The organism is Lysinibacillus sp. 1 U-2021, assembly GCF_029916965.1.
Taxonomy (GTDB): domain Bacteria; phylum Bacillota; class Bacilli; order Bacillales_A; family Planococcaceae; genus Lysinibacillus; species Lysinibacillus capsici.
Window position 1 is genome coordinate 4,437,629 of record NZ_CP123966.1, and the last position, 13,087, is coordinate 4,450,715.

Consider the following 13,087-nt stretch of genomic DNA (forward strand, 5'->3'; position numbering starts at 1 on the left):
ACCTTCTTGGTTTAAAGGCAAACTAGTCTCACTATCCCTCGAGGGTAAAGTTTTCCACACCAGCTCATAAAGTGCTACCTTTTTAGCAAAGGTGTTCACTACTCATCTTATGGAGGGTTGTTGACACTTATCCACATTGAAAATAACAGACTTTCCCAGATAGTAAAGGAGAACTTCGAAATTAATCAAAGTTCTCCTTTTTATATGCTTCTAATTAAAATATCTTTATTCGCTAGGACCTATGATTGAGATAGCTGGCTCTGCTTTTAAAATTTTGGCAATCAGTCGATCCACCGATTCCATCGATACGGCATCGATCGATTTAAGAACCTCGTCTACTGTTCGATGCTTGCGATGGACAAGTTCACTTGTTCCATTACGATTCATACGAGCCCCCGTCCCTTCTAGCCCAAGGACAAAGCTGCCTTTAAGCTGCTCTTTCGCATTATCAAGCTCCTCCTCTGTAACACCACCCGCTACAATATCTAATAAAGTGGCATCAATCGTGTGCTGAAGCTGTGCTAATTGCTGTCGACTAGTACTACCATAAATCGTAAAAGCACCTACATCGGCATAACACGATTGATAGGAGAAAATAGAATAGGCTAGTCCACGTTCTTCTCGTACTTCCTGAAACAATCGAGAACTCATATTGCCTCCAATTATATTGTTAAGCGCAATAAAGCTATACATATCTGGATCTTTTACACCAATTGCTGGATAGGAAATCGCGACATGTGCCTGCTCTGTATCGCGTATTTTTGTAATTTCCCCTGGATAAAATGAAGGATTTGTCAGGACAGGCGCAATAGCATGCGGTGAAGGTTGATAGTGACCAAATAAATCTTCAATCGTTTGCATAAGCTGAGATGAAATATTACCTGCAATAGAAATAACAACGGACTCTGGCCCATAATGTTTATCCATGTATTGTCGTATAGCATCTGCTGTAAATGTCTTTAATGTAGCAGCTGTGCCTAGTATTGGACGACCGAGTGCATCATTCGGATACATGACACCCCACAGCTTCTCATGAACATCATCATCAGGAGCATCTTCGCTCATTAAAATTTCTTCTAATACTACTTGTCGCTCTTTTTCTAATTCTTCTTCCGCAAATGTAGAATTAAAAAACATATCTGCTAGTATTGTGACCGCAAGCTCCGCATGATGATCTAAAACTTTAGCATAGTAACATGTATTTTCTTTCGATGTGAAGGCATTTAGCTCTCCTCCGATTCGATCAAATTCTTCAGCAATTTGACGAGCTGAACGAGTTGTTGTGCCTTTAAACAACATATGCTCAATAAAATGTGTGATACCATTCTCTTCAGGTAGCTCATAGCGAGAGCCAGCATTCACAAAAATACCTAATGCCACTGATCTTACATGATCAATTTGCTCTGATACAATACGAACACCATTCTGACATGTATGTACTTGAACCAAACTATCTCCCCCAATTATAAAAATCCTCTACTTTTCTTCTTGCTACTATCGAAAAAGGCTGCGCAATCTACGCAGCCTTTTAATCGATATTATTTTTCTTGTTCAGCGCGCTCTTTTTCCTCTTGAATTACTACTTTGCGAGATAAATTCACACGACCTTGCTTGTCGATTTCAATCACTTTCACAAGTAATTGATCACCAAGTTTTAAGACATCCTCCACTTGCTTTGTACGTTCCTCTTGAATTTCAGAAATGTGAAGCAAGCCATCTTTCCCTGGGAAGATTTCGCAAAAGGCGCCGAATTTTTCAATACGTTTCACTGTTGATAAGTAGTATTCCCCTACTTTTGCTTCACGTACGATATCTTCAATAATTTGTTTTGCACGTGCATTCATTGCTTCATCGGCAGAAGAAATATAGATTGTACCATCTTGCTCTGTATCAATCTTAACGCCCGTTTCTTCAATAATTTTATTAATTTGTTTACCACCTGGTCCAATTACATCGCGAATTTTATCAGGATTAATTTTTACAATAACAATTTTTGGTGCAAACGCAGATAATTGTTTACGTGGCTCTGGCAGTGTAGCAAGCATTGATTCTAGAATATGCATACGTCCAACTTTTGCTTGTGTCAGTGCTTCTTCTAAAATATTGCGAGATAAACCATCAATTTTAATGTCCATTTGTAGAGCTGTTACACCTTTAGCTGTACCAGCCACTTTAAAGTCCATATCGCCTAAATGGTCTTCCATTCCTTGAATATCCGTTAAAATAGAATAATGTTCACCTTTTTTAATAAGGCCCATTGCAATACCTGCAACTGGTGCTTTTAATGGAACACCTGCATCCATCATGGCTAATGTAGACGCACAAATAGAAGCTTGGGAAGTTGATCCGTTTGATTCAAGTACTTCTGATACACAACGAATTGTATAAGGGAAGACCGACTCATCAGGAATGACTGCTTCAAGTGCACGCTCACCTAACGCACCATGACCAATTTCACGACGACCTGGCCCACGGATTGGACCCGTTTCCCCTACAGAAAATTGTGGGAAGTTATAATGGTGCATAAAGCGTTTTGACTCTTCCACACCCAAACCGTCAATAATTTGTACATCACCAAGCGCACCTAATGTACAAATAGAAAGTGCTTGTGTTTGTCCACGTGTAAACAGACCTGAACCATGTGTACGTTGTAATAAGCCTGTTTCAGAAGAAAGTGGTCGGATTTCGTCGAGCTTACGACCATCTGGACGAATCTTATCTTCCGTGATTTGACGGCGTACTTCTTCTTTTACCATCTTGTCAAGAATTGTGTACACTTGTTTCATTGTTTCGTCGTCTGCTTCTTGCTCTTCATAGGAAGCGATAACTCGCTCTTTCACAGCTTGAATTGCCTCATCACGAGCATGTTTCTCTGCCGTTTGAATTGCATCATGCATATCAGTCTCACAAGCTGCTTTTATATCGGCTTGAATTGCTTCATCAATTTCAAATAGTGTCACTGGTAACTTTTCTTTACCAACCTCTGCCACAATTTGCTCTTGGAAAGCAATGATTTTTTTGATTTCTTCATGACCGAACATAATTGCTTCTAACATGATTTCCTCTGGTACCTCAAGTGCACCCGCTTCAACCATATTGATAGCATCTTTGTTCCCCGCTACAGACAAATGAATTGTTGAGCGATTCGATTGCTCTACTGTCGGGTTTACAATGAATTGTCCATCAATATAACCAACTTGTACACCTGCTATTGGCCCATCAAATGGAATATCAGAGATCGCTAATGCTAATGATGAACCAACCATTGCTGCCATTTCAGATGTACAGTCAGGATCATTTGACATAACCATAGAAATAACTTGTACTTCATTACGGAAACCATCCGGGAACATCGGACGAATCGGACGGTCGATTAAACGGCTTGCTAAAATCGCCTTTTCAGATGGACGTCCTTCACGCTTAATAAAGCCGCCAGGAATTTTACCTGCAGCATATAGACGCTCTTCATAGTTTACTGTTAATGGGAAGAAATCAAGTGGTTTAGGTGATTTTGACATTGTTGCTGTAGCAAGTACAGAAGTATCGCCATAGCGTACTAATGCGGCTCCGTTTGCTTGTTTTGCTAACTGTCCTACTTCAATTACAAGTGGACGGCCAGCCCATTCATAGGAATAGACTTTCTTTTCGTTCATTCAATGAACCCCTCTCTATTATAAAAACACTTACTTCGTCTGTATGTACTAATAGTAAGTGTACCAAAAATGCTTGTTCTATGCTAAATAATATTTCATGAAATAATCATACATTTAAATTCAGTTATTGCCAATTTATTTAAGATTTATTTCATTATTTTATTGAAAAAGCATTTTTGGTATATGGATTTTTTTATATTGATTCCTTCTTGACGAAAAGTAATGTATGTAAATGGAAATAACTGCTTCGCTAACATTAGTTTTTCAAATACAAGTTTAAACAATAGACTTATTATAACATGGAGCTTATCATACAACATCCTATAAGGTAAAAGAAAGTTGGCTCATCTAGGAAAGTTAGTAAGTCAGGCAAATAATAGTCGGGATTTACATAGTATTGAAAAGTAAAACCATCAATAGAATTTTTGTGAAAGTAGCGTAAGTGAGTAAAGCTGGATCATCGGACGCCCAGTGGAACGGAAATCACCCCCTCACCTTGCTTTTCTGCTAGTGACATTTCTTTTTTCAACAACTTAAATACCCCACCCATATAATGGGCGGGGTATACTCAGACTAATGAGTAGTCTCCTAATAGTAGATATGTAAAAAGTTTATTATGTAATTTTAACAGGTTGAACAACTTCTTTTTTCTTATTTCTCGCCATCTTTTCACCTATGATTGGCATAATGAAGCGGTCAAGCCCGAATTTCCCAGCATTGTAACCAGCAACGGCTATAAAGATTGCAAGTAAAATATCCCAAGGATTGCTAGATATAGTACCTGCCATTAGGAAGGCAAAATTCATGACCATACCGAAAAATGCAGCATATGTCGTTAAGCATCCCAGAATTAATCCTAGCCCTACTAAAAATTCTCCCCAAGGCACAAGAATATTAATTAGCTCAGCATTTGGCAAAGCAAATGATTCAATAAACTTTACATACAGTGGGTATGCGAGCTCTTCTCCACTTGTCACTGGATTTGCAATAGCATTGGCTAAAAAGCCAGATGCATCAAAGCCATTAAACAATTTTCCCCAACCTGCTGTAAGCCAATGCCAGCCTAAATAAACACGAATAACTGTTAAAATACCTGCAACAATATTATTCTCTCTTAATAATTGGTTAAACATCCTACTCACCCTTCTAAATGATTTAGTTTACATTTCACCAACTATTAACATAGAAAGTTTTTAACCCATAGCCATCGTTTACTAGTATTCAATGATAGCATTTAGATTGTATGATTGACGCTTATGTACCAATTTTGAGCCTCTATCCTATAATTGGCTGGATTGTATTTCATGAAATATAATAGCAATCTAGCCTTCAATTTATCTACTTCAATTACACTGCAATGATGAACGCAATGACTATAAATGGGCTGTGAAATGTGATTAGAATATATCACCCTTTTATCAAGTATCAAATCATTTTTATCTATCGTTCATCGTAGTGTAAAAAAGTTATGGCTTATTGTTGAACAAAATTAACAAGATTATCTCAAAAAAAAGACTGTAGACAAGCATCAGTTTGTCTACAGTCTAATATAGGATTACTTTTGCTATTAATTAGCGACGTAAGCCTAAACGGTTGATTAATTCACGGTAACGTTGTACGTCTGTTTCACGAAGGTATTTTAATAAGTGACGACGACGACCTACCATTTTAAGAAGACCACGCTCAGAGTGGAAATCTTTTTTGTGAGTACGTAAGTGAGTATTTAGAGCATTGATTTCCTCTGTTAATACTGCAACTTGTACTTCTGGTGAACCAGTGTCACTTTCGTGAGTACGGTACTCAGCGATAATTTCGTTTTTTCGTTCTTTTGTAATAGCCATTTGTATGGACCTCCTAAATTATAATTAATCCCCATTAGCACAGTAAACGTTGGAGTCATCGATCTACCGAGCTAAGGTTAAGCATTTATGCACTTATGAATATTACCATAAATCACATAGTCAAGCAAGTAAAACGTCGACTTGGCTAATGTGACGACAATAATGAAGGACTTCTTATAGCTGGTTAAAGTAACGGATTGCTTCTTGTTTATCCTTTTCAATTTGTGTTTTCAAGGCCTCAATACCATCGAATTTGCGTTCACTTCGTATACGTTTATACCATGCCACATGTACTTCTTCACCATAGATATTTTTATCAAAGTTTAAAATATGAACTTCAATCGATAATTGCTTATCATTTGGATCTTTGAAAGTTGGCTTATAGCCCACGTTGCAAACACCATCATACCAATTATTTTGTACAAGCAGACGTACAGCATAAACACCACTTGCTGGAATAAACGTTCCTTCTAATGCTTGGACATTTGCAGTAGGGAAACCAATAGTACGACCACGTTTATCACCATGGACAACAATCCCATTGATTTCAAACGGTCTCCCTAATAAAACTGTTGCTTCTTCCATATCGCCTTCTTGTAATAGCTTGCGTATACGAGTAGAGCTGATTTTCTCAACATCATCTGTTTTCTTCTCAACAATTGTAACGCCATACTCACCATTACTTAATAAACGCATATCTTCCATTGTTCCCTTACCAAATGCTCCAAACGAATAATCGAAGCCAGCTGTCACATGCTGAATATTTAATCCACGGATAAATGTATCAATAAATGCCGCTGGTGAAAGTTTGGCAAAATCTGAAGTGAAGTGGACAACGAATACCGTATCCACACCCTGTTCTTCAAACAGCTGTAATTTCTGTTGTAAGAGTGTAATATAAAAAACCTTTTCGTTACGTCCACCAAGGACTAATGAAGGATGTGGATCGAATGTCATCACTGCAGTTGGAATTTGTCGCTTGTTGCCCTCTTCCTTAGCCGCCTTGATAACTGCTTGATGCCCTCTATGTACACCATCGAAAAAGCCAAGAGCTAATGAATACGGCTGCATGCTTTCTCGTTGCTGTAATTGATGTGGGTATTTTAAATGAATGACCTCCATTGAAAAATCCTCCTACTCTATCGTCGGAAACATCTTATGTGGCTTCATCAAACCATCCTTTGTTGGGTGAGCTTGATAAACCGCAACTGCCTTTCCATTGATTCCATACACAATTTTATCATGACTATTTAATAATGCATCTGCTGGAAGCACTTGTCCATTGAAAATTTCTTTTTCATTAGCACTCGTAATCTCAATATATGGATAGTCTGCTAATGCATACTCGACAGGTAAAATACAGGTAGCTATTTGCTCATCCTCCATTAGCTCAGCAACCTGTGCTAACGTAAAACAATTATTCCGTGTAAAAGTACCGGAAGCAGTTCGTACAAGCTCCTTCATATGTGCTGGATAGCCAAGAGCCTCACCAATTTGCACAGCTAATGTTCGAATATATGTCCCTTTACTACAAGCGATACGTACTGGAATTGTGATTTCTTGCCCCTCATATTGTGCTAGCTCATCAAGTAGCTCCAAATCATAAATTGTTACTTGGCGAGTAGGTCTTTCAACACTTTCGCCTTTTCTCGCATATTCATAGAGGCGCTTCCCATTTACTTTTACTGCTGAAAACATGGGTGGTGTTTGTTCAATAACGCCAGTTAATGAAGCTAAAACCTCTAACACCTGCTCACGAGAAAAATTTTTTACCGTAAGATCTTCTTCAACGGTTTCACCCTCTGCATCCTCGGTTGTCGTAGAACGACCTATTGAGATAATGGCTTCATAGGTTTTCCCTGCGTCAGTTAAATATTCTGCTATTCGAGTTGCTTGGCCAATACAAATTGGCAGTACGCCCTCAACACCTGGATCAAGTGTCCCTGTATGCCCAACTTTTTTTGTCCGTAAAATTTTGCGTAATTTAAAGACACAGTCATGGCTCGTCATGCCTCTTTCTTTCCAAAGCGGTAAAATACCGTTCATATAGCTCCTCCCAAATTGCCTACTCTATAATTCATTGGCAATATAACCTTTTCCATGAAGATAAAAAGTCTGCCTGCATAAACATGCATGTGGCAGACTTTTTTAGCTTATTCTTTGTGTAAATCTCTAAGCAATGAATCAATACGGTTACCATATTCAATCGATGAATCAAATTCAAAGATTAATTCTGGTGTACGTCGTAAACGAATACGTGATCCGATTTCAGAGCGAATGAAGCCCGAAGCTTTTACTAAAGCTTTAAGCGTTTCCTCTCGTTCACGTTCGTTGCCTAAAGATGTAATATAAATAGTCGCTTGCTGTAAATCACCCGTTACTTCAACACCTGTAACAGTCACAAAACCAACACGCGGATCTTTTATTTTACGGCCAAGAATATCACCAAGCTCCTTTTTCATTTGCTCGGCAACACGGTTTGAACGTAGAGACATAATTTGTCACCTCTATTTCGATGTACAGATAGTTGATATATTATTGCTGTTCACACTCTCAACTATCTACTATTACTTATAAATAATCTCGCCACACATTAAGCTGTTCCCATGACGGATTTGACTGTAAATAATGGAGCGCGTGATTAATTTCCCGCTCAGCTGCGTCCTTTGATGAGGAAACAGCAACAAGTGCTAATTTCGTACGCTGCCATACATTTTGATGGTCAATTTCCGCAATAGAAACATTAAATTTCTGCTTTGTGCGGGTAATCATACGCTGTAAGACAGCACGCTTTTCCTTTAACGAATGGGCAGTTTGAATGATAAATTCAACCTCTGCATACACGATCATTAGGCGCGTTTAACCTCTTCCATAATATAGGCTTCAATAATATCGCCTTCTTTAATATCGTTGAAGTTTGTAATCGTAATACCACATTCGTATCCTTTTGCCACTTCTTTTACTTCATCTTTGAAGCGTTTAAGCGTATCTAGCTCACCTTCAAAAATAACGACGTTATCACGGATCACACGTACACCTGAGTCACGTGTTACCTTTCCTTCTGTTACATATGAACCAGCAATTGTACCAACTTTTGATACTTTAATTGTTTGACGAACTTCTGCTTGACCAATAATTTTTTCTTCAAATTCAGGATCAAGCATACCTTTCATTGCTTGTTCAATCTCTTCAATTACTTTATAGATAATGCGGTGTAAGCGAATATCTACACCCTCTTCTTCTGCTGCACGTTTTGCGTTAACATCCGGACGGACGTTAAATCCAATAACAATCGCATTAGAAGCTGCTGCAAGAGAAATATCAGATTCGGTAATAGCTCCAGCACCTGTGTGAATAATTTTCACATTTACGCCTTCCACATCAATTTTCATTAGAGAGGCTGCCATTGCTTCAACAGTACCTTGAACGTCAGCTTTCACAATTAAGTTAAGCTCTTTCATTTCGCCTTGGCTCATTTGTTCAAATAAGTTATCTAGCGTTACACGTTGTTTTTCTGAACGTTGTGCTTGGATCGCTGACATTGCTCTTGTTTCCCCAACTTGACGCGCTGTTTTCTCGTCTTCAAAGACAACGAAACGGTCACCTGCTTGAGGTACATCATTTAAACCTGTAATTTCAACTGGAGTTGATGGGCCAGCTTCTTTTACACGACGACCTTTATCATTTACCATCGCACGTACACGACCATACGTATGACCTACAACGATTGGGTCACCTACTTTTAATGTTCCATCTTGTACTAAAAGCGTAGCAACAGAGCCACGACCTTTATCAAGCTGCGCTTCGATTACTGTTCCAAGTGCTAAACGTTCTGGGTTGGCTTTAAGCTCGCCTACTTCAGCTACAAGTAAAATCATCTCTAACAATGTATCAATGCCTTCACCTTTTAACGCTGAAATTGGAACGAAAATTGTGTCCCCGCCCCATGCTTCAGGAACTAAGCCATGCTCTGTTAATTCTTGCATTACACGATCTGGATTTGCCGATGGTTTATCCATTTTATTCACAGCCACAATAATTGGTACTTCAGCTGCCTTGGCGTGATTAATAGCTTCTACTGTTTGTGGCATAACACCATCATCAGCAGCTACGACTAAAATTGTTAAATCCGTTACTTTTGCACCACGCGCACGCATTGTTGTGAAAGCCGCATGTCCTGGTGTATCAAGGAATGTAATTTTCTTGTCGCCTTCTGTCACTTGGTATGCACCAATATGTTGTGTAATACCACCAGCTTCTCCTGCTGTTACCTTTGTATGGCGAATAGAGTCTAATAAAGTTGTTTTACCATGGTCAACGTGACCCATAATTGTTACAACTGGCGGACGTTCTGATAAATCTGCCTCGTTTACTTCTTCTGTTTGCTCGAAGTGTGTTTCTAAATCCGTAATATCTACACGAATTTCTTCTTCCACTTCTACACCATAGTCTGCGCAAATTAATTCAATTGCATCCTTATCTAATTCTTGGTTAATTGTTGCCATTACGCCAAGCATGAATAATTTTTTAATGATTTCAGATGGCTCACGGTGTAATTTTTTTGCTAATTCTGCAACTGATAATGATTCAACAAAAGTAATTTTTTCTGGAAGTTCCTTTTGTTTCACTGGAATTGATGGTTGATGCGTTTTTGGATGGCGACGTTTGCCTCCATGAATCCCTGGTTTTGGACGTTGGTTGTAACCACCGCCACCTCTACGATTATTATTGTTATTATTATTATTTTGTGTCATATTTCTATTTTGATTACCTTTTGTATTCTTAGATTTTTCGTTAGACGAATTTGAGTTTTGCTGTGCATGTTGCTGATTGTTTGCTTTTGGCTTAGAAGTAGCAGATTGCTGCCTTTGTCCTACTTGCTTTTTCACCGAATGCTGTGGTTTTTGCTGGCCATTTGATTGAGGCTTTTGTGCCATGTTTTGAGTTGATTGTTTTGCTACATTTTTCTCAGGTGTTGCTTTAAATGTTTGATTTAACTTTGCCACAGCGTCTTTTTCCAACATAGACATATGGTTTGTTACACTCACATTTAATTTACTTAGTGCTTCAATAACCTCTTTACTCGTTTTATTCACTTGCTTCGCATATTCATGAACTCTGATTTTGGTCATCTGCTCACCCCCGATTAGTTTTCGTTGAGTAGACTAGACAATTTACTTGCAAAACCTTTATCGGTAATAGCTAAAGCCACTCGGGCCTCCTTACCTGTAGCATGTCCTAGATCATATCGATCTCCAATTACATGATACTCAACGTTGTAGTACGTGCACTTATCTTGAATTTTTTTACTAGAGTTTTTAGAAGCATCGTTTGCAAGCAGTACTAGTTTAGCATTGCCATTGCGGACTTCCTTTACTACTAACTCTTCTCCTGAAATCACCTTACGTGCTCTTGCCGCGATTCCAAGCAAATTAAATATTGCTTGATTCATCATAAAATAGACTCCCTACGAATCAGCAAAATAAGTTCCTCATATATTTCTTCAGGAATTTTCACATCAAGTTGGTGCCCTAATACATTTTTCTTACGCGCGAGGTCAACTGCCTGCTCTGATTTAGAGACATAGGCACCACGCCCAGGCTTTTTCCCGGAGATATCTACACTTACTTCGCCCTCTTTCGAACGAACAACACGTATCATCTCTTTCTTTGGTAGCATTTCTCCAGTTGCTACACATTTACGAAGAGGTACTTTTTTGTTTACAGCCATAAGAATCACCATTCCTCTCTGAAGCTTGTCGTAAGAGGTGGACAAGTCATGCTCTACTTGACGCTCTGACAGTATTCAGTCGGCGTAGGGGGCCCACTGAATACTGTCAGCTAACTTGTCACACGGGCTTTCTTACTTATTCTTCGTCGTCTTGATATAAGTCAACTGCTACATCATCAAAATCACTTTCTTCATCATCAGCAGGGATGAAAGTGCTTGTAGCCGAAGGATAAATACCTAATTCACGAGCATCAGTCTCACTCTTAATATCAATTTTCCAGCCAGTAAGCTTCGCTGCTAGGCGAGCATTTTGCCCACGTTTACCGATAGCTAGAGATAATTGATAGTCTGGTACCACGACTGTTGTCGACTTTTCTTCTTCATTCACTTGTACATCTAATACTTTTGATGGGCTTAATGCATTAGCTACAAATACAACTGGGTCTTCAGACCATTCTACGATATCAATTTTTTCGCCATTTAGTTCATTGACAATCGTTTGTACACGAGCTCCCTTTGCTCCAACACATGAACCAACTGGATCCACTTCCTCATTATGTGCGAAAACAGAAATTTTAGAGCGATCTCCAGCTTCACGTGCAATTGATTTAATCTCTACAATACCCTCATAAATTTCAGGTACTTCCATCTCAAATAATCGACGTAATAAACCAGGATGTGTACGAGACACAATCACTTGAGGTCCACGTGTTGTACGTTCCACTTTTGTAATATACACTTTAATACGATCATGCGGATGATAAGATTCACCTTGGATTTGTTCATTAACAGGCAATGCCGCTTCTACTTTGCCTAAACCTACATAGATATTACGAGCATCTAAACGTTCAACAACGCCAGTTACGATATCATCTTCACGATCTACGTATTGCTCATAAATTAAACCTCGTTCCGCTTCACGTACGCGTTGTGTAACTACCTGCTTTGCTGTTTGTGCAGCAATGCGTCCAAAGTTACGTGGTGTTACTTCCTGCTCCACGATATCCTCTAGCTGATAGGCTGGATTAATGACTTTTGCATCTTCTAAAGAAATTTGCAAACGATCATCTTCTACCTCTTCCACAACATCTTTACGTGAAAATACACGAATTGAGCCCTTATCTAAATTTAAGTCTACTCGAACATTTTGTGCTTGGTTAAAGTTGCGTTTGTAAGCTGTAACTAATGCCGCTTCAATGGCTTCGATTAACACATCTCTTGAAATTCCTTTTTGTTCTTCTAGCGCATTCAGCGCATCTAACAAATCACTACTCATTTTGTTTTCACTCCTAAATATGCTTTATGCTGAAAAATCAATGGCAAGTCGTGCCAATGCGATTTTTTCTTGTTCAATTGTTACTGTTATTTTACGTGTTTTAATACGCACTTCCATCACTAATGTATGTTCATCGTATGACGTTAAGTAGCCTTGGAATTCCTTCATGTCCTTGATGGGCTCATAGGTTTTTACATAAATAAACTTGCCAACTGCTTTGACAAAATCTGTATCTTTTTTTAATGGACGTTCCGCTCCAGGCGAAGAAACTTCTAAATAATAGTTTTGTGTAATTGGATCTTTTTCATCCAATAACAAGCTTAGTCGTTCACTCACTTGAGCACATTGATCGATGTCAATTCCACCTTCAGGTGTATCAACATAGACACGTAAAAACCAGTTACGTCCTTCTTTTACGAACTCAATATCCACTAGCTCAAGATTTAACTCATCCACAATTGGTTTAGCGAGCTCTTCAATTAAAGATGGTACTTTGCTCATTATTTCCTCCTGTATTTATCAAATTCTAGCGTATGAATTGTTCATCACTATCAAGTTAACGCAGTAATGAACCATAATAAAACAGA

13 protein-coding genes are annotated in these 13,087 nt (G+C 38.6%); all 13 read right to left on the bottom strand.

All coding sequences use genetic code 11. The features are described 5' to 3' along the window. Positions 1-225: 225 nt before the first annotated feature. Positions 226-1,449: a M16 family metallopeptidase gene (locus tag QH639_RS23625; RefSeq protein ID WP_281115349.1), complete on the bottom strand. Its 1,224-nt coding sequence runs from the start codon at positions 1,447-1,449 to the stop codon at positions 226-228. A gap of 89 nt (positions 1,450-1,538) precedes the next feature. Further along, a complete protein-coding gene (pnp, locus tag QH639_RS23630) occupies positions 1,539-3,653 on the bottom strand; it encodes a polyribonucleotide nucleotidyltransferase (RefSeq protein ID WP_131521876.1) in 2,115 nt (704 codons plus the stop codon). Between the two features lie 614 nt (positions 3,654-4,267). Next, on the bottom strand, positions 4,268-4,786 hold the full coding sequence (locus QH639_RS23635; RefSeq protein WP_048391558.1) for a DoxX family protein: 519 nt from the start codon (positions 4,784-4,786) through the stop codon (positions 4,268-4,270). A gap of 438 nt (positions 4,787-5,224) precedes the next feature. Continuing rightward, positions 5,225-5,494 carry a 30S ribosomal protein S15 gene (rpsO, locus tag QH639_RS23640; protein WP_004224992.1) on the bottom strand — a complete coding sequence of 90 codons (270 nt, stop codon included), beginning with the start codon at positions 5,492-5,494 and terminating at the stop codon, positions 5,225-5,227. 174 nt (positions 5,495-5,668) lie between these two features. Then, positions 5,669-6,616, bottom strand: coding sequence for a riboflavin biosynthesis protein RibF (gene ribF / locus QH639_RS23645; RefSeq protein WP_131521877.1), 948 nt, complete (start codon positions 6,614-6,616; stop codon positions 5,669-5,671). A 12-nt stretch (positions 6,617-6,628) separates the two neighbouring features. After that, the gene (gene truB / locus QH639_RS23650; RefSeq protein ID WP_281115350.1) at positions 6,629-7,540 is read right to left on the bottom strand and encodes a tRNA pseudouridine(55) synthase TruB; all 912 of its coding nucleotides are present in this window, start codon (positions 7,538-7,540) and stop codon (positions 6,629-6,631) included. A 107-nt stretch (positions 7,541-7,647) separates the two neighbouring features. Further along, positions 7,648-7,989 carry a 30S ribosome-binding factor RbfA gene (rbfA, locus tag QH639_RS23655; protein ID WP_004225003.1) on the bottom strand — a complete coding sequence of 114 codons (342 nt, stop codon included), beginning with the start codon at positions 7,987-7,989 and terminating at the stop codon, positions 7,648-7,650. A 76-nt stretch (positions 7,990-8,065) separates the two neighbouring features. Then, a complete protein-coding gene (locus QH639_RS23660; RefSeq protein WP_010858486.1) occupies positions 8,066-8,344 on the bottom strand; it encodes a DUF503 domain-containing protein in 279 nt (92 codons plus the stop codon). After that, on the bottom strand, positions 8,344-10,626 hold the full coding sequence (infB, locus tag QH639_RS23665; protein ID WP_281115351.1) for a translation initiation factor IF-2: 2,283 nt from the start codon (positions 10,624-10,626) through the stop codon (positions 8,344-8,346). The genes QH639_RS23660 and infB overlap by 1 nt, the downstream gene beginning before the upstream one ends. Before the next feature lie 14 nt (positions 10,627-10,640). Then, positions 10,641-10,949 (bottom strand): YlxQ family RNA-binding protein, encoded by a 309-nt coding sequence (locus tag QH639_RS23670; protein ID WP_016994544.1) that lies wholly within the window; start codon positions 10,947-10,949, stop codon positions 10,641-10,643. After that, complete coding sequence (gene rnpM, locus QH639_RS23675) at positions 10,946-11,224, bottom strand: RNase P modulator RnpM (protein WP_131521880.1); 279 nt, start codon at positions 11,222-11,224, stop codon at positions 10,946-10,948. Before rnpM ends, QH639_RS23670 begins: the two co-directional genes overlap by 4 nt. Positions 11,225-11,360: 136 nt before the next feature. After that, positions 11,361-12,500, bottom strand: coding sequence for a transcription termination factor NusA (gene nusA / locus QH639_RS23680; protein ID WP_131521881.1), 1,140 nt, complete (start codon positions 12,498-12,500; stop codon positions 11,361-11,363). 24 nt (positions 12,501-12,524) lie between these two features. Beyond that, positions 12,525-13,001: a ribosome maturation factor RimP gene (rimP, locus tag QH639_RS23685; RefSeq protein WP_004269252.1), complete on the bottom strand. Its 477-nt coding sequence runs from the start codon at positions 12,999-13,001 to the stop codon at positions 12,525-12,527. Positions 13,002-13,087 lie beyond the last annotated feature (86 nt).

Bases quoted from the DNA above. Each gene is read 5' to 3' on its own strand.
- nusA (WP_131521881.1), bottom strand. From the start codon at position 12,500: ATGAGTAGTGATTTGTTAGATGCGCTGAATGCGCTAGAAGAACAAAAA.
- QH639_RS23635 (WP_048391558.1), bottom strand. From the start codon at position 4,786: ATGTTTAACCAATTATTAAGAGAGAATAATATTGTTGCAGGTATTTTA.
- rbfA (WP_004225003.1), bottom strand. From the start codon at position 7,989: ATGTCTCTACGTTCAAACCGTGTTGCCGAGCAAATGAAAAAGGAGCTT.
- rimP (WP_004269252.1), bottom strand. From the start codon at position 13,001: ATGAGCAAAGTACCATCTTTAATTGAAGAGCTCGCTAAACCAATTGTG.
- truB (WP_281115350.1), bottom strand. From the start codon at position 7,540: ATGAACGGTATTTTACCGCTTTGGAAAGAAAGAGGCATGACGAGCCAT.
- ribF (WP_131521877.1), bottom strand. From the start codon at position 6,616: ATGGAGGTCATTCATTTAAAATACCCACATCAATTACAGCAACGAGAA.
- infB (WP_281115351.1), bottom strand. From the start codon at position 10,626: ATGACCAAAATCAGAGTTCATGAATATGCGAAGCAAGTGAATAAAACG.
- pnp (WP_131521876.1), bottom strand. From the start codon at position 3,653: ATGAACGAAAAGAAAGTCTATTCCTATGAATGGGCTGGCCGTCCACTT.
- rpsO (WP_004224992.1), bottom strand. From the start codon at position 5,494: ATGGCTATTACAAAAGAACGAAAAAACGAAATTATCGCTGAGTACCGT.
- QH639_RS23660 (WP_010858486.1), bottom strand. From the start codon at position 8,344: ATGATCGTGTATGCAGAGGTTGAATTTATCATTCAAACTGCCCATTCG.
- QH639_RS23670 (WP_016994544.1), bottom strand. From the start codon at position 10,949: ATGATGAATCAAGCAATATTTAATTTGCTTGGAATCGCGGCAAGAGCA.
- rnpM (WP_131521880.1), bottom strand. From the start codon at position 11,224: ATGGCTGTAAACAAAAAAGTACCTCTTCGTAAATGTGTAGCAACTGGA.